Annotated in this window: 16 protein-coding genes; 5 read left to right on the top strand and 11 right to left on the bottom strand. The window is 63.4% G+C overall.

All coding sequences use genetic code 11. The features are described from left to right. Window positions 1-99 precede the first annotated feature (99 nt). From fba to tkt, 5 genes are all read right to left on the bottom strand, one after another. On the bottom strand, window positions 100-1,164 hold the full coding sequence (gene fba / locus LPW29_RS06545; RefSeq protein ID WP_090254517.1) for a class II fructose-bisphosphate aldolase: 1,065 nt from the start codon (window positions 1,162-1,164) through the stop codon (window positions 100-102). A 112-nt stretch (window positions 1,165-1,276) separates the two neighbouring features. Next, entirely contained in the window at window positions 1,277-2,719 is a 1,443-nt protein-coding gene (gene pyk, locus LPW29_RS06540; RefSeq protein ID WP_238627351.1) for a pyruvate kinase, read from the bottom strand. 150 nt (window positions 2,720-2,869) lie between these two features. Beyond that, window positions 2,870-4,048, bottom strand: coding sequence for a phosphoglycerate kinase (locus LPW29_RS06535; protein WP_238627350.1), 1,179 nt, complete (start codon window positions 4,046-4,048; stop codon window positions 2,870-2,872). Between the two features lie 212 nt (window positions 4,049-4,260). After that, entirely contained in the window at window positions 4,261-5,256 is a 996-nt protein-coding gene (gene gap / locus LPW29_RS06530; RefSeq protein ID WP_238627349.1) for a type I glyceraldehyde-3-phosphate dehydrogenase, read from the bottom strand. A gap of 55 nt (window positions 5,257-5,311) precedes the next feature. Further along, window positions 5,312-7,306: a transketolase gene (gene tkt, locus LPW29_RS06525; protein WP_238627348.1), complete on the bottom strand. Its 1,995-nt coding sequence runs from the start codon at window positions 7,304-7,306 to the stop codon at window positions 5,312-5,314. 463 nt (window positions 7,307-7,769) lie between these two features. On the opposite strand from tkt, the gene LPW29_RS06520 reads away from it, so the two are divergent. The 4 genes from LPW29_RS06520 (at window position 7,770) to LPW29_RS06505 (ending at window position 10,788) form a co-directional block, all read left to right on the top strand. Next, entirely contained in the window at window positions 7,770-8,252 is a 483-nt protein-coding gene (locus tag LPW29_RS06520) for a YqiA/YcfP family alpha/beta fold hydrolase (protein WP_255705734.1), read from the top strand. Beyond that, a complete protein-coding gene (locus LPW29_RS06515; protein WP_238627347.1) occupies window positions 8,249-8,833 on the top strand; it encodes a class I SAM-dependent methyltransferase in 585 nt (194 codons plus the stop codon). The genes LPW29_RS06520 and LPW29_RS06515 overlap by 4 nt, the downstream gene beginning before the upstream one ends. 120 nt (window positions 8,834-8,953) lie before the next feature. Next, window positions 8,954-10,240 (top strand): NRAMP family divalent metal transporter, encoded by a 1,287-nt coding sequence (locus LPW29_RS06510; RefSeq protein ID WP_238627346.1) that lies wholly within the window; start codon window positions 8,954-8,956, stop codon window positions 10,238-10,240. Between the two features lie 173 nt (window positions 10,241-10,413). Beyond that, window positions 10,414-10,788 (top strand): acyl-CoA thioesterase, encoded by a 375-nt coding sequence (locus LPW29_RS06505; RefSeq protein ID WP_090254530.1) that lies wholly within the window; start codon window positions 10,414-10,416, stop codon window positions 10,786-10,788. A gap of 90 nt (window positions 10,789-10,878) precedes the next feature. Here LPW29_RS06505 and LPW29_RS06500 read toward each other — a convergent pair whose 3' ends face one another. The 4 genes from LPW29_RS06500 to LPW29_RS06485 form a co-directional block, all read right to left on the bottom strand. Beyond that, window positions 10,879-11,805, bottom strand: coding sequence for a recombination-associated protein RdgC (locus LPW29_RS06500; protein ID WP_238627345.1), 927 nt, complete (start codon window positions 11,803-11,805; stop codon window positions 10,879-10,881). A 64-nt stretch (window positions 11,806-11,869) separates the two neighbouring features. Then, window positions 11,870-12,586, bottom strand: coding sequence for a GAF domain-containing protein (locus tag LPW29_RS06495; protein ID WP_090254533.1), 717 nt, complete (start codon window positions 12,584-12,586; stop codon window positions 11,870-11,872). Window positions 12,587-12,595: 9 nt separating this feature from the next. Next, window positions 12,596-13,294, bottom strand: coding sequence for a sensor histidine kinase (locus tag LPW29_RS06490; RefSeq protein ID WP_238627344.1), 699 nt, complete (start codon window positions 13,292-13,294; stop codon window positions 12,596-12,598). Between the two features lie 57 nt (window positions 13,295-13,351). Continuing rightward, window positions 13,352-14,569: a response regulator gene (locus tag LPW29_RS06485; protein ID WP_238627343.1), complete on the bottom strand. Its 1,218-nt coding sequence runs from the start codon at window positions 14,567-14,569 to the stop codon at window positions 13,352-13,354. Between the two features lie 168 nt (window positions 14,570-14,737). Here LPW29_RS06485 and LPW29_RS06480 point away from each other — a divergent pair, with 168 nt between their 5' ends. Next, window positions 14,738-15,214 carry a NapC/NirT family cytochrome c gene (locus tag LPW29_RS06480; protein WP_238627342.1) on the top strand — a complete coding sequence of 159 codons (477 nt, stop codon included), beginning with the start codon at window positions 14,738-14,740 and terminating at the stop codon, window positions 15,212-15,214. Window positions 15,215-15,234: 20 nt separating this feature from the next. Here the strand turns inward: LPW29_RS06480 and ccmD are convergent, their stop codons facing one another. Both ccmD and LPW29_RS06470 read right to left on the bottom strand, forming a co-directional pair. After that, a complete protein-coding gene (gene ccmD, locus LPW29_RS06475; RefSeq protein ID WP_090254540.1) occupies window positions 15,235-15,402 on the bottom strand; it encodes a heme exporter protein CcmD in 168 nt (55 codons plus the stop codon). Continuing rightward, a complete protein-coding gene (locus tag LPW29_RS06470) occupies window positions 15,399-16,148 on the bottom strand; it encodes a heme ABC transporter permease (protein WP_238627341.1) in 750 nt (249 codons plus the stop codon). Before LPW29_RS06470 ends, ccmD begins: the two co-directional genes overlap by 4 nt. Window positions 16,149-16,152 lie beyond the last annotated feature (4 nt).

The following is a 16,152-nucleotide window of genomic DNA, read 5'->3' as shown; positions in this document are numbered from 1 at the left end:
CCTCCCCCAGCGGGAGAAGGGAGCTTCATGGATGGGAGCCCCTCTCCCCTTGGGGGAGAGGGGTTGGGGTGAGGGGCCGGCCTGGCACCGGCCCCAGGCTTACTTCACCTTGGGGTCCAGCTCGCCGGACTTGTAGCGGGCAACCATGGCCTCCAGATTCATGGGACGAATCTTGGACGCCATGCCGGCACAACCGAAGGCTTCGTACCGAGCCTTGCAGACATCCTTCATGGCGGCAGTGGAGGCCTTCAGGAATTTACGCGGGTCGAATTCCTTGGGGTTCTCGGCCAGGAACTTGCGCACGGCACCGGTGGAGGCCATGCGCAGGTCGGTGTCGATGTTCACCTTGCGCACGCCGTGCTTGATGCCTTCCTGGATCTCTTCCACGGGCACGCCATAGGTCTCGCCCATGTCGCCACCGTACTGGTTGATGATCTTCAACCACTCCTGAGGCACCGAGGAGGAGCCATGCATCACCAGGTGGGTATCGGGGATGCGGGCGTGGATCTCCTTGATGCGCTGGATGGCCAGGATGTCCCCTGTCGGCGGACGGGTGAACTTGTAGGCGCCGTGGGAGGTGCCGATGGCGATGGCCAGGGCATCCACATGGGTCTTCTTCACGAAATCGGCCGCCTCGTCGGGATCGGTGAGCAGTTGATCGTGGGACAGGGTGCCCTCGGCACCGGAACCGTCCTCTTCGCCGGCCTGACCGGTCTCCAGGGAGCCCAGGCAGCCCAGCTCGCCTTCCACGGAGACGCCCACCCAGTGGGCCATGTCGGCCACCTGACGGGTGACCTCCACGTTGTAGTCATAGGTGGAGGGGGTTTTCATGTCGGCCATCAGGGAGCCGTCCATCATCACGGAGGTAAATCCGGACTGGATGGAACCCTGGCACACGGCCGGCTCGCTACCATGGTCCTGGTGCAGCACCACGGGGATGTGGGGATACTGTTCCACCGCGGCCACGATCAGGTGACGCAGGAAGGGCTCACCGGCGTATTTGCGGGCACCGGCCGAGGCCTGGATGATCACCGGCGAGTCCACCTCGTCGGCGGCCTGCATGATGGAGTGCACCTGCTCCATGTTGTTGGCGTTGTAAGCCGGCATGCCATAGCCGTGTTCGGCGGCATGGTCCAGCAGTTGTCGAAGAGAAATCAGGGCCATTGGGACCTCCTTTTGGTTTGCTTGAGAGTCAATCTATCGCAGGTTCGCTATCGTTATCATGACCTGACCACCGCGGTCACTTACCCGGACCGACAGCGGCGGTTTGCTGCACTCAGGTAGCGCCATCCTGGAGGGCGCCCACCTGGACAATCTTCATGGCATTGGTTCCCCCCATCACACCGGTCAGATCCCCCTTGGTGATGATGACCAGGTCCTCGTCCCGCACCACACCGGCCTCCCGCAGAATGTCCACCACCTGGCGGTTGTTCTCGGCATGACTGCTGTTATCGCTCAGGAAGAGTACCGGGTAGACACCTCGGTAGAGGGCCATCTTGCGACAGCAGCGCTCGTGACGCGTCATGCCGAAGATGGGGATACCGGAACTGATCCGGGACATCCACTGGGCTGTGGAACCGGATTCCGTCATGGCGGCGATGGCGCGCACATCCAGATGGTTGGCCGTGTACATGGTGGCCATGGCGATGGCCTCGTCCACCCGGCAGAAATAGCTGTCCATGCGATGGGTGGAGACGCGGGCGCTGCGCTGCCGCTCGGCGGCCTCGCAGATCCGCCCCATGGCTGCCACCGCCTTGTCGGGATACCGCCCGGTGGCCGTTTCTCCCGAGAGCATGACGGCGTCGGTGCCATCGAGCACCGCATTGGCCACGTCGAAGACCTCAGCCCGGGTGGGAATGGGGTTGGTGATCATGGATTCCATCATTTGCGTCGCGGTGATCACCACCTTGTTGCGGGTGCGGGCATCATGGATCAGGCGTTTCTGCACCCCGGGCAGTTCCGCGTCACCGATCTCCACGCCCAGGTCACCGCGGGCGATCATGATGGCGTCAGTGGCATCGAGAATCTCGTCACTGGCCGTGACGGCCTCAGCCCGTTCAATCTTGGCACAGATGGCGCCGCTTCCTCCGGCATCGCGCAGACGCTGCCGGGCCTGAAGGATATCGTCGGCGCAACGAGGGAAGGAAATGGCCAGGTAGTCCACGTCCAGTTCCGCGGCCAGGCGGATGTCATTCACGTCCTTGTCGGTGAGCGCTGCAGCGGAGAGGCCGCCACCCTGGCGATTGATGCCCTTGTTGTTGGACAAGGTACCGCCCACCACCACGTGCGTATGGATGCGCGGGCCATCCACCCGCTGCACCTCCAGCACCAGACGGCCATCATCCAGCAGGAGGATGTCCCCGGCGTTCACATCCCCGGGCAGATCCGTGTAGGTGAGACCCACACGCTGTTCGTCTCCCTGGCCCGGATCCAGTTCGGCATCGAGCACGAAAGGATCGCCTTCGTTCAGTTCGACATGGCCCTTGGCAAAACGCGCGATGCGGATCTTGGGGCCTTGCAGGTCCCCCAGCACGGCGATGATGCGGGAGGCCTCGGCGGCGGCCTCCCGCAGCAGGCTCACCCGCTTGCGGTGATCATCCGCCTCGCCGTGAGAGAAGTTGATGCGTACCACGTCCACGCCGGCCCGCACGAGCGCCCGCATGGCTGCGGGTGAGTCCGTGGCCGGTCCCAGCGTGGCGACTATCTTGGTTCTTCGCATGTTGGGCCTGTTCCTGTGTTCTGGCACTTCGTTCGGGGCGGGGGCCCATTGGCCCCTGCCGGATCGTTTATTCGCGACCGGGGCCGCTCCCACCAGGGGCTGGAGCGCCACAGGGAGCAGCCGCGGTCGCCGAACCGCGCAGTACGGAACTCAGGCCTTGGCCCGGGCCTCCAGCATGGCCACCGCCGGGAGGGTCTTGCCTTCCAGGAACTCCAGAAAGGCGCCACCACCGGTGGAGATGTAGGAAATGCGCTCGGACAGGCCGTATTTATCGATGGCCGCCAGGGTGTCACCGCCCCCGGCAATGGAAAAGCCGTCGCTCTCGGCAATGGCCTCGCCCATGGCCCGGGTGCCCGCGGCGAACTGATCGAACTCGAACACACCCACCGGGCCGTTCCAGACGATGGTGCCGGCCTTCTTCATCAACTCCGCATAGGTGGCGGCGGTCTCGGGGCCCACGTCGAAGATCATGTCATCCTCGGCCACCTGATCCACAGGGCGGTTGGAGGCCTGGGTGGACTCGGAGAATTCCTTGCCGACGCATACATCGGTGGGCACCGGGATCTCGCCGCCCTTGGCGCGGGCCGCCTCCATCAGACGCTTGGCCTCGGGGACCAGGTCGGCCTCGTACAGGGACTTGCCCACCCCGTGACCCTGGGCGGCGATGAAGGTGTTGGCGATGCCGCCACCGACGATGAGCTGATCCACCTTGGTGGACAGGGATTCGAGCACGGTGAGTTTGGTGGACACTTTGGAGCCACCGACGATGGCCACCAGCGGGCGCTTGGGATTGCCCAGGGCCTTGCCCAGGGCCTCCAGTTCGGCGGCCAGCAGCGGGCCGGCACAGGCCACCGGGGCGAACTTGCCGGCGCCGTGGGTAGAGGCCTGTGCCCGGTGGGCGGTGCCGAAGGCGTCCATCACATAGATGTCGCACAAGGCGGCATACTGTTTCGACAGGGCCTCGGCGTCCTTCTTCTCGCCCTTGTTGAAGCGCACGTTCTCCAGCAGTACCACTTCACCGTCCTGGGCCTCCACCCCATCCAGGTAGTCGCGCACCAGTCTTACCTTCTGGCCCAGCAGACCGGAGAGGTGTTCAGCCACCGGCGCCAGGGAGTCTTCCTCGGAGAATACGCCCTCTTCCGGCCGCCCCAGGTGGGACATGAGCATCACCTTGGCGCCCGCCTGCATGGCGTGCTGGATGGTGGGCAGGCTGGCACGGATGCGGGCGTCGGAGGTCACCTTGCCTTCCTTGACGGGCACGTTGAGATCCTCGCGGATCAGCACCCGTTTACCCTTGAGATCCAGATCGGTCATCTTGATGACGTGCATTGATAAGACTCCTTTGATGGTTTTGGCATTTTTTGTTTTAAGAACACTTTGGCAAACCCGGTGAGGGCTTGGCAAAGGATTCTTCCGGTGCCCTCCGCTGGCCCCTCATCCCCAGCCCTTCTCCCCTCAGGGGAGAAGGGGGGGGGGCAAAGCCCCTCTCCCCGACGGGGAGAGGGGTTGGGGTGAGGGCGCCGGAACCGCGCCGAAGCCAATTAACCCACGTGCTTCACCAGACGCAGCATGTTGCAGGTGTAGCCATACTCATTGTCGTACCAGGCCACCACCTTCACGAAGGTGGGATCCAGCTGGATACCGGCCTCGGCATCGAAGATGGAGGGGGTGTTCACACCCCGGAAATCCGTGGCCACCACCTTGTCACTGGTATAACCCAGCACGCCCTTGAGCTCGCTCTCGGAGGCAGACTTCATCGCCTTGCAGATGTCGTCGTAGCTGGCGTCCTTGTCCAGTTCCACCGTCAGGTCCACCACGGAGACATCGGAGGTGGGCACGCGGAAGGCCATGCCGGTGAGCTTGCCGTTCAGGCTGGGCAGCACCTTGCCCACAGCCTTGGCGGCACCGGTGGAGGACGGGATGATGTTCTCCAGGATGCCGCGACCGCCGCGCCAGTCCTTCTGGGAGGGCCCGTCCACCGTCTTCTGCGTGGCAGTGGCGGCGTGCACGGTGGTCATCAGGCCCCGCTTGATGCCGAACTGATCGTTCAGCACCTTGGCCACCGGGGCCAGGGCGTTGGTGGTGCAGGAGGCGGCAGAAATGATGGCCTGATCGGCATATTCCTGGTGGTTCACGCCGTACACGAACATGGGCGTGGCGTCCTTGGAGGGGGCGCTCTGCACCACCTTTTTGGCACCCGCGTCGATGTGCTTCTGACAGGTCTCTTCGGTGAGGAAGAAGCCGGTGGACTCGATCACCACGTCCACGCCCACATCGCCCCACTTGAGGTTGGCCGGATCCCGCTCGGCGGTCAGACGGATCTTCTTGCCATTGACCACCATGTGAGCGCCTTCCACGGACACATCGCCATTGAAGCGGCCGTGCACGGAATCGTAACGCAGCATGTAGGCCAGGTACTCGGGCTCAAGCAGGTCATTGATGGCGACCACTTCGAGTTCCGGGAATTCCTGGGCGATGGCGCGAAAGGCCATGCGGCCGATGCGGCCAAAACCATTGATACCGACTTTGATCGTCATAACGTTACTGTCTCCATCTTACGGGTCATGATTGTTGTAATGATTGACCGGGGAATCACAGGACGCCTTCCACCGCCTGCACCACGTTGTCTACCGTGAAGCCGAAGTACTCCATCAGAGCATCACCCGGGGCGGACTCGCCGAAGCCCTCCATGCCCACCACCTTGCCATCCAGGCCCACATAGCGGAACCAGCCGTTGGTGCCGGCGGCCTCCACGGCCACGCGGGCACGCACGGACGTGGGCAGCACCGACTCGCGGTAGCTGGCATCCTGGGCGTCGAACAGATCCGTGCAGGGCATGGAGACCACGCGGACCTTGCGGCCCTTGTCGGCCAGTTTGTCGGCGGCATCCATGGCCAGGGCCACCTCGGAACCGGTGGCGATGAGGATGGCATCGGGGGTGCCATCGGTCTCCTTGAGGACGTAACCCCCACGGGCCACGTTGGACAGTTGCTGCGAGTCACGTTGCTGGTGGGGCAAGCCTTGGCGGGACAGACTCAGGACGGTGGGGCCATCCTGACGCTCGATGGCGCACTTCCAGGCCACCGCGGTTTCTACCGCATCGCAGGGGCGCCACAGGGACATGTTGGGGATCAGGCGCAGGCTGGGCACCTGTTCCACCGGCTGGTGGGTGGGGCCGTCCTCGCCCAGACCGATGGAGTCGTGAGTGAGCACGTAGATGGCGCGCTGCTTCATCAGGGCCGACATGCGCAAGCCGTTGCGGGCATAGTCGCTGAAGATCAGGAAGGTCCCGCCATAGGGGATGAAGCCACCATGCAGGGCGATGCCGTTCATGATGGCCGCCATGCCGAACTCACGCACGCCGTAGTAGATGTAGTTGCCATCGGCGTTCTCACGACTCACACCGCGAGCACCACCCCACAGGGTGAGGTTGGAGCCGGCCAGGTCGGCGGAGCCGCCCATCAGTTCCGGCAGTGCGGGGGCATAACCACCGATGGCCTGCTGGGAGGCCTTGCGGCTGGCCACCTTCTCGGCCTTGTCCACGGTGTTCTGGATGAAGGCGGCGGCCTTCTCCTGCCAGTCGGCGGGCAGGTCGCCACGCATGCGGCGGGTGAACTCGGCCGCCAGTTCCGGATGGGCCTTGCTGTATTCATCAAAGCGGGCCTGCCAGGCCTGCTCGGCCTGCTCACCCTTGTCCTTGGCGTTCCAGCCGGCGTAGATGTCTTCGGGGATCACGAAGGGCTCGTGCTGCCAGCCCAGGGTCTCGCGCACCAGCTTGATCTCGTCATCGCCCAGGGGCGCACCGTGGCATTCTTCCTTGCCCTGCTTGTTGGGGGAGCCCCAGCCGATAATGGTCTTGCAGCAGATGAGCGTGGGACGATCGGTGACGCCGCGCGCCTCCTCGGTGGCCTTTTTCACGGCCTCGGCGTCGTGTCCATCCACGTTGCGCACCACGTGCCAGCCATAGGCCTCGAAGCGGGCGGGCGTATCGTCGGTGAACCAGCCTTCCACCTCGCCGTCGATGGAGATGCCGTTGTCATCGTAGAAGGCGATGAGCTTGCCCAGCCCCAGGGTACCTGCCAGGGAACTGACTTCGTGGGAAATGCCTTCCATCAGGCAGCCGTCGCCCAGGAAGACATAGGTGTAGTGATCGACAATCTCATGACCGGGACGATTGAACTGACCCGCCATGGCCTTCTCGGCGATCGCCATGCCCACGGCATTGGCCAGACCCTGCCCCAGGGGACCGGTCGTGGTTTCCACACCCGCCGTGTAGCCGTATTCCGGGTGGCCCGGGGTCTTGGAGTGCAACTGGCGGAACTGTTTCAACTCGTCCATGGGCAACGCATAACCGGTGAGATGCAACAACGAATACACCAGCATGGAGCCGTGACCGTTGGACATGACGAAACGGTCGCGATTCACCCAGTGGGGATTGCCCGGATTGTGGGTGAGAAAATCATTCCACAACACTTCGGCAATATCGGCCATGCCCATGGGGGCACCCGGGTGACCGGATTTGGCTTTCTGGACCGCGTCCATGGAAAGCGCGCGGACGGCGTTGGCTAGCTCTTTGCGAGACGGCATGCAGTTCTCCTCAAGTGATTTAAAGCGATGAAAACAAGGGTGGCCGCGACGACACCTGTTGGCGGTGTTCTTGTTTTTCTCGGCGACATTCAACTGTCGCGGCAACCGAAATTCTGGTGTTGCGGGACCCGCGCAGCAACGACCTTGGGCGCCTCAATGATCGAACCTCAGGGCACCTTGACATTGCGCATTCCGTGGCCTGGTCACAACTTTGGAGCGCTGCATTTTCGCTGACAGAACCCTTCTGAGCAAGTCCGAGAGTTTCACGCGGCCTTTTGCTGCGGTGCCTCATAAAACATCAAGGAGACTTCCTGGAAACACTCTTGATGTTTTTAATACTCGAAGGGGTTTTCATTTCATATGAAACCCACGCGCATCCGGCTGAGGATGGCCTGATTCGTGACAGGGTGATTAGAATACGATCATCTCTGGCGCCGATCCCACTCAAAGGGCTGTTATCCCCATGCATCCGATCCGTATCCTTTTCCTGCACGGCTGGCAATCCAGCCCCGGCGGCCTCAAACCCAGCCACCTGGCACAACACGGTCACGAGGTGATCAATCCCCCCCTGGACGACGACGATTTCGAGGCGGCCCTGGAGACCGCTCAGGCCACCCTCCATGCCCATCAACCCAACGTGATCGTGGGATCCTCCCGAGGTGGAGCCGTGGCCATGAACCTGCACTCAGGGGATATCCCCCTGGTTCTGCTATGTCCTGCCTGGCGGCATTGGGGCCACGCCGACCGCATCAAACCAGGCACACTGATCCTGCATTCACGTGGAGACGAAACCATCCCCTTCGCCGATTCCAAGGAACTGGTGGCGCGCAGTGGCCTGCCTGAGGGTTGCCTCATTGAAGTGGGACGGGATCACCGCCTGGCTGACCCGGAACCCCTGCAGGCCATGCTGGAGGCCTGCGAGCGTCAGGCGCACACCCGACCATGAGGCCCGAGACACCCCCGGCCATTGACGCCCTGCCATTGACCCGGCAGGCGCATCGCCATCTGGAGAACTGCCTCACCGAAGGGGATCAGGTGGTGGATGCCACCGCCGGGAACGGACATGACACCCTGTTCCTGGCACGCCAGGTGGGCGCCACGGGGCACGTGTGGGCGTTTGATATCCAGGCCCGGGCCCTGGAGGCCACCCGGGCGCGCCTGGAGGCCCAGGGGCTGGCCCAGCGGGTCACGCTGATCCACGCCGGGCATCAGCATCTGGACCACTCTCTGCCGGACAATCTGCGCGGGAAGGTCAAGGCGGTGATGTTCAACCTGGGCTATCTGCCCGGCGGCGACCATGGCATCGTCACACGCCCACAGGACACCCTCGCCGCCCTGGAAGCCTCGCTGGCCTGGTTGCACCCGGAGGGCGTGATCAGCGTGATGATGTATCGGGGCCACCCTGGCGGCCAGGAAGAGCACGCCACCATCGAGGCCTGGCTGCGGGAACGCCGGGATGTGGTCTGTGACAGGATGCGGGAGCGTCCCTTTCCGGCCCCGGTGCTCAAGTGTCTCAAGCGGTCCTGATCGAGCGCTACCGGGGCACACCGGCATGGCATCCGGCGCCTCGGGCTTCGTATAATCCGCGCCCATGTTGATTGCCGCCCAAGATCACCGCGTTGGCCGGCCCGCTCCGGAGGCCGCCCCATGAACCACACACTCCGCCCGGGTCTGTTGCGCCATGCCATCGGACCAGGACTGCTCATGGCCGGAGCCGCCATTGGCGTGTCGCACCTGGTGCAATCCACCCGCGCCGGCGCCGAGTATGGCCTGCTGTTGCTACCGGTGGTGCTGCTGGCCTGTCTCTTCAAATACCCTTTCCTGGAGTTTGGGCCCCGCTACGCCGCCGCCACCGGCGAAAACCTGCTGGTCGGCTATCGGCGCCTCGGACGCTGGGCCCTGGCGTTGTTTGCCCTGGTCACGCTGGGCACGATGTTCATCATTCAGGCAGTGGTCACCGTGGTGACAGCAGGGCTGTTCGGCGTGGTCTTCGGGATGGAGGCCTCACCAGCCACCCTGTCAGCGTGGATCATGGGGGGCTGCCTGATACTGCTTGGCATCGGCAACTACCGGGGTGTCGATCTGGGCATGAAGGTGATCATGGGGGCCCTGACCCTCTCCACCCTGGCCACCGTGGCCCTGGCCTTCGGCGAGGCGCCGGACTGGTCCACCCTCTCCGGCATCGCGCAGGCCCCGCAGGTGTGGAGCGCCGCCGGCGTGGCCTTCCTGCTGGCCCTGCTGGGGTGGATGCCCATTCCGCTGGATGTTGCCGTCTGGCATTCCTTGTGGACCCTGGAACGCTCCCGGGAGACCGGCACCCGCCCCTCCCTGGTGCAGTCACTAACGGATTTTCGCATCGGCTTCATGGCCGCCACCCTGCTGGCACTGGCCTTCCTGCTGCTGGGGGCCCTGACCCTGCATGGCACCGGGCAGGGGTTTGCCGATTCGGCCGTGGGCTTTGCGGCTCAATTGGTGGACCTATACGCCGGGGCCCTGGGCGAATGGAGCCGACCGCTCATTGCCGTGGCCGCCCTGACCACCATGTTCAGCACCACCCTGGCGGTGACCGATGCCTATCCCAGGGTGATCACCGCCCTGATCCGGGCGGCCCGAGCCGATGAGCGGGGTGTGGTGCTGGGCCCGCCGGACAACCATCGCTGGCCCTATGTGCTCTCCCTGGTGGTGGTCCTCAGTGGTGCCCTCACCCTGATTTACCTGGCGGGCGAACGCTTCACCACCTTTGTGGATCTGGCCACCACCATTTCCTTCCTGTCGGCCCCGATTCTGGCCTGGCTGACCCTGCGGGTGGTCACCGATGAACACATGCCGGCGCCAGCGCGACCCGGCCCCGTGCTGCTGGGCCTGGCCTGGGTGGGGCTGTTCTTCCTGATCACCTTCTCCCTGGTCTGGGCCGGTTGGCGTATCCTGGGTTAACTGTCATGCATCGCGATGGTGAGGCACCCCCAATCATGAAAGACACAATCCAAGCCCTTCTCCCCCGAGGGGAGAAGGGAGCTTCTATAGCTGAACCTTGTTTCTTTCACGTTAACCGCATCAATCGGGGGCATCCGTCCCCTTTTCACTCAAGAACATGAAAGGAGTCCGCCTTGGACACGTTCAAGCTGGTCAGACCGGAACACCTGAACCACTACGGTTATCTCTTCGGTGGGTTTCTGCTCAAGTGGGTGGACGAGATCGCCTGGATTGCCGCCAGCCGTGACCACCCGGGTTGCCGGTTCGTGACGGTGGCCATGAACAGCGTGGAATTCCACAAGGGGGTGCATCAGGGGACGGTGCTGCGCTTCCACTCCCATGAGCACAGCCGGGGGAGAACCTCGGTGCAATACGCAGTAAGCGCCTTTGCCGATGACCTGGAGAGCGGCCAGGAAGAGCCGATCTTCTCCACCTGCGTCACATTCGTGAATCTGGATGAGTCGGGGGAAAAGATGCCGATGCCGGGGGCGACGGGCTCGGAGTCATAGCAGTGAAGAGAGAAAGGGGCATTGAGTCCCTCTCCCCTTTGGGGAGAGGGGTTGGGGTGAGGGAAGCTGGGCGACGCGCCCCTCAATCACCTACCAGGGCACCGCCTCGGAAGACACCGGCTGAGGCAACTCAAAAACCACCTCCAGCCGCTGGATCAGCCCCCGCATCTCGTGACCCAGCAGGGTGAATTCGGCATCCATTCGGGCCACGGCATCCTCTGCCTCGGCCACGCCGCCCTCCTCGATCAACTCGTCCGCCATGCGCAGGCGCTTGATGGACAAATCATCCGCCAGCACAAAATTCAGGCGCTCAGTCCAGTCCAGGGCCAGTTGAACCACCTGCTTGCCTGCCTCCAGATGCTTGGCGATCTCCTCACCGGCGAGATCCTGCCCCCGGCAACGGACCACCGACTGGGTATCCTTGGGGTCGCGCAGCTCGCAGGCATCGCCCAGTTCAAAGCCTTCATCGCCGTGACCCTGGGAGACCCAGCGAGTCATCAGGGAGGCCGGGGGATTGGCGGGTTGCGGCAGGGCCGCGGGCAGGCTGCCCAGGGTCTCCCGCAGCAGGCTGACCAGGTCATCCGCCAGGCGTTCGCTGGCTGCATCCACCACCAGCCAGCCAGCGACGGTGTCCACATAGGCCATCAGGCGGCGTGAACGGGTGAAGGCCTGGGGGAGCAGTTCGGCAGTGATGGCCTCGCGCAACTGCTTGCGCTCGGCACGCCCCACGGTGCGCGCCTCGCCCGCCTCGATCTCGGTCACCCGCTCGTCCAGCATCTCAGCCACCACCGAAGAGGGCAGCAGGCGTTCCTGACGCCGAGCGCAGATCAGCAGGCAGCCGGCCGCACCGTGTACCAGTGCCTGGGTGTCGTTCCCCAGGGGTTCGGTCCAGCCCATGGTGGACAGGGTGAGCGGGCCGCAGGGCTTGAAACGGTGTTCGGCGAGCTTGTCTTCGAGTTCGGAGGCAGAAAGGCTCAGGGGTTCCTGCAGGCGGAAGAGTCTGGCGTTCTTGAACATGAAGTGACCGATGATGAAAGGGGCGAGGGATTATACCCGCCACGCCCCTGCCTTGCGCACCGGGTCAGGTCTTGCTCAGGGCATCATGGACCTGTGAGAGGATCTCGGTGGCCACCATCAGCACATGATCCCGGGCAAAACCCGCGTCGATCATCTCGTCATAAAGGGTGTGGGCCATCAAACGCGCCACCTTCTCCGGATCATGGGTCATGCGTCCGGTGCGGCGGGCCTCGCGAGCCAGGGTCAGTTGCATGAAATGGGTCTTGAGCAGGCCCTGAAGACGATGAATGTGCACCGACTTGGACACCACCAGGGCCAGGATGCTGGCCAGGCGCAGATCCGAGGCATCCAGACGTTCTCGGCCGATGGGGCTGTCCACATTGATCACGCCGATCACCTGATCTTCCAGGATCACCGGCACCGAAATCACATCCACGGTGCCTGACTCGCCACGACGGGCCAGCGGCGCATAAGGAGAATGATGCAGATCCTGGATCAGCAGGGGCTCGCCGGAACTGGCCACCCGTCCGGCGATGCCGTCTCCCAGGGGCTGCGTGTGCTGACGGGCCTCCTCGGTGAGGCGTCCGCAATGGGCTTCCACCCTGAGATGCGGCCGCTCCTCGCCCTCATTCCTGCTGACCAGCATGATGGAGCAGTGGTGGCAGGTCATGGCATGGGCCACCAGTGTGCTGAGTTGATCCAGCCCCTCCTCAAGTGATTTCGTGGTCTCCACGAAACGGGCCAGTTCGGTGAGTCGATCAGTGAAGGAGGCGTCGTACATAACGGGCTCTCAGGTCAGCACTTCCGGAAGACGCAGGGTGAAACAGCCGCCGCCCAGGTTACCCCGGTTGGACAACTCCACATAGCCCCGGCGCGTCTCGTCGGCATGCATGTCGGCCACCAGGGCGCAGAAATACAGTCCCAGCCCGGTGCGCCCCTCCGTGGGGTCAAAATCGCCCTGATCCTCCAGCGACCGGCCCCCCAGCATGGCTTCAGGATAGCCAGGACCGTTGTCATCCACCTGCAGGACCAGCCAACCCCATTCCTGACGCGCCGAGATGGACAGCCTATCCTGAGTGTAGCGGATGGTATTGTTGATGACATTTTCCAGCAGGCTACTCACCAGGCCGCGATCCATCACCCAGATTAGATCCGGATCGCAATGGAGCTGGCAACTCACTCCCCGGTGATCCATGAGGGGTTTATTGCTCAACCAGTAGTCTTCCAGCAGCTCCTGGATCATCACTGGGGCAAAACGGGGCGTGAAGCCCCCTGTGTCGTTCCGGTAGAGGGTCAGCAGCTGAATCAGGGTATCGTTGACCCGCCGCGCCTCGTACCGGAGCTGGGTGAGACGGGCGGGATCACACTGCATGGAATCACCCGAATGATTCTCCAACAGGGCGTCGAGGGAATTGAGCACCATATTGAGCGAATTCTTCATGTCATGGATGCTGATGGCCAGCACCGCGCTGAAATCCAGTCGACTCACATCCTCCCCCCTGTTGCGTTTTCCGTCATCCTAACCGTTTCCACGGGAGCAAGACCATCAGAGGCTCTCCTGATGCAGCATCTCGGCCCGTTCCACCTCTCCCAGATGGGACAGGGCCTGGATCAATGCAGACCGGACCGCAGCGGACGGCTGCCCACGGGAAAGCTGGACATCCAGGGCGTCCAGGATGGCAGCCTGATCCAGTTCCAGTTCACCGCATACCAGAATCAGCCCCACCCGCTCCCACCAGGGAAACTCATCATGCCCCCTCCAGTCGATGCGCATCTGTTTAAGACACGCCGCCGCCGCGCGTGCCTGGCCATGCTGAGCCAGCGCGTGGGCCAGCCAGACAGGGTCGGAGGGATGCCCCATGCCCTGAGACTGGCCCAGCTGCACAGCCTGCTTCCAGGAGGACGCAGCCTGATCCCAGTGCTGAAGCTCCATGGACAGACGCCCCAGGTGACGTTGACGCGCGAGGGAACGAGCAGAGCGCGCCACGGCCCCGATCAGCACCTTGAAGGCCTCCTGCTTGTGCCCCTGGCGTTCCAGTGCGCCGGCCAGACAATCGTGAGCGGACATGAAGTGGGGCGTCACCTCCAGGGCCTTGCGAAAACAGGCCTCCGCCCTGTCGTCGTGACCACGGATCTCTTGTGCCTGCCCCAAGGCCACATGGGCCCAGGCCACCTCCTGCTCCTCCAGGGCCGCGCGAGCCGCCTCCTCCACGCTGTCCGCATCGTCGTCCTCCAGAGCCAGAACCGCCTGCAGACGCAGCACATCGGCTCGCTGCCCGCGCCCCGTCTCCAGCATGTCCCGCAGGAGATGGCGAGCACCGGACTGATCCTGCCGTGAAAGCGCCTCGGCCACCGGCCTCAAGGGAAGGCGGCGGCGCAGCACCCGCAGCAGTCGGACGGCCAGCAGATCCTTGGTGATGGGCTTGGCCAGATAGGCATCGGGACCGCTCTCCAGTGCGGCCATGACCATCTCCGCCGTGTTCTCGGCGGTGATCATCAAAAAGGCCGTGCCCACACCCACGCGCCCCTCGCGGCGAGCCGTTTCGAGCAACTGCTGGCCATCCATGCCGCCGCCCAGGTTGTAGTCGCACAGGATGATGTCGTAGTGGTGAGCACGCAACTGGCTCAGGGCATCCTGGGCATTGGCCGCCACATCCGGCTCCTGACGCGCCCCCATGGATACCAGCATCCCTGAAAGATTGGAGCGCATCGCGTGGAAATCGTCCACGATCAACACCGATAAGCGCTCCAGTAGATTGTTCATCCCTTATCGCCTCCCAGGAAAATGAGCTGGGTGATTCTGCCCCTATGTGCGGATATTGAGGACACTTCCCCTTGTGCTGCAACCCGAACTTCGTCGCATTCTGCTACAGTCTTCAGGGGAATCAGCACGTATGGGTTAACCTCTTTATCGAAGACCAAGGAGTTCGTCATGGGCAGGTTCTGGATCATCACCATCGTGGTCGTCGTTCTGGCGCTGCTGGTCGGCGGGGGCGTGGGGGGCCACCATGTCTCCAAGCAAAACACGTTCTGCATCACCTGCCATGCCTATGAAAAGGTCTCCTGGGACCACGGTGACCACTACTACAACGACTGCCTGGATTGCCACACAAAGGGCCTGGTGACCGACAAGGTGCATGGGGTGCGCAAGGTCTATCTGATGTTCACCGGCCAGAACAACCCCCACAACGATCCACCGTCACGGCTGTACCCGGAGAAGACCAGCGACAACTGCACCGACTGCCACATGACCAGCGAAGTGGAGGCCAATGAACCCGAGTTCTTTGCCCAGCATACGGGCATGATGGAGAACTTCGATACCTGCCAGACCTGCCATGATGATTCGGGGCATGATCCGGAATTGCAGGCCCTGCGCTTCGAGGCACCGCGCTTCACCCAGGAGGAGTAGACGCGCCCGGGCGGGGCGGCCTACGAGGGTGAATCCCCCTGGAGCCTTGCCAGGCGCGCCAACTGGCGACGCAGGGCAAGGCGCCGGCGGCGCAGCCAGATCATCTCTCCCAGCAGCACCAGCAGGGTGACCCCGTAGGAGCCCCAGACGAACAACCCATGGCCCCCCATGGCGAGAAATTCCATCATGCCTTGCCCCCCATGCGTTCCAGCACCCATTTGGTGCGACGCTCACGTTCCAGTAATTCCAGCCGGGCCCGCCACAGCACCACCGCAATGGAATACATCCAGCAGGCAAACGTCATCAGCAGGAGCGCCGTCAACATCACGGTTTCCATGGTGGGTGAACTGGTCACGGTAATGGAGGCCCCCTGGTGCAAGGTATTCCACCACTTCACCGAGAAATAGATGATGGGGACGTTGACCACCCCGGCCAGGGCGAGCACTGCGCTGGCATTGGCGGCCCGCTGCCGGTCCTCGATGGCCCCATGCAGCGCCATATACCCCAGATACAGAAACAGCAGGATCAACTCCGATGTGAGGCGGGCGTCCCACACCCAGTAGGTGCCCCAGGTGGGCTTGCCCCACAGGGCCCCCGACCACAGAGCCAGAAAGGTGAACAAGGCCCCCGTGGGGGCGATGGCCTTGGCCATCACCTCGGCGGTCTTCACCCGCCAGATGAGGCCGATGGCCGCATACACCGCCATGAGCACGTAGAGGAACATGGACATCCAGGCCGCCGGTACATGGATGAACATGATGCGGTAACTGTCCCCCTGCTGATAGTCCGGTGGAGCCACCATGAAACCGGTGTACAAACCCATGATGAACAGGACCACTGCCAGCCCCCCAAACCAGGGGATCAGGCGCCCCGACAGGTCGTAAAAGTTTGGCGGTGAGGAGAACTTGAACCACTGCACACGCGGTTGAGCCACGGCC

This window comes from Ectothiorhodospira sp. 9100 (genome assembly GCF_022227565.1).
Classification (GTDB): Bacteria; Pseudomonadota; Gammaproteobacteria; order Ectothiorhodospirales; family Ectothiorhodospiraceae; genus Ectothiorhodospira; species Ectothiorhodospira marina.
This window is presented reverse-complemented; position numbering and strand designations above follow the sequence as displayed.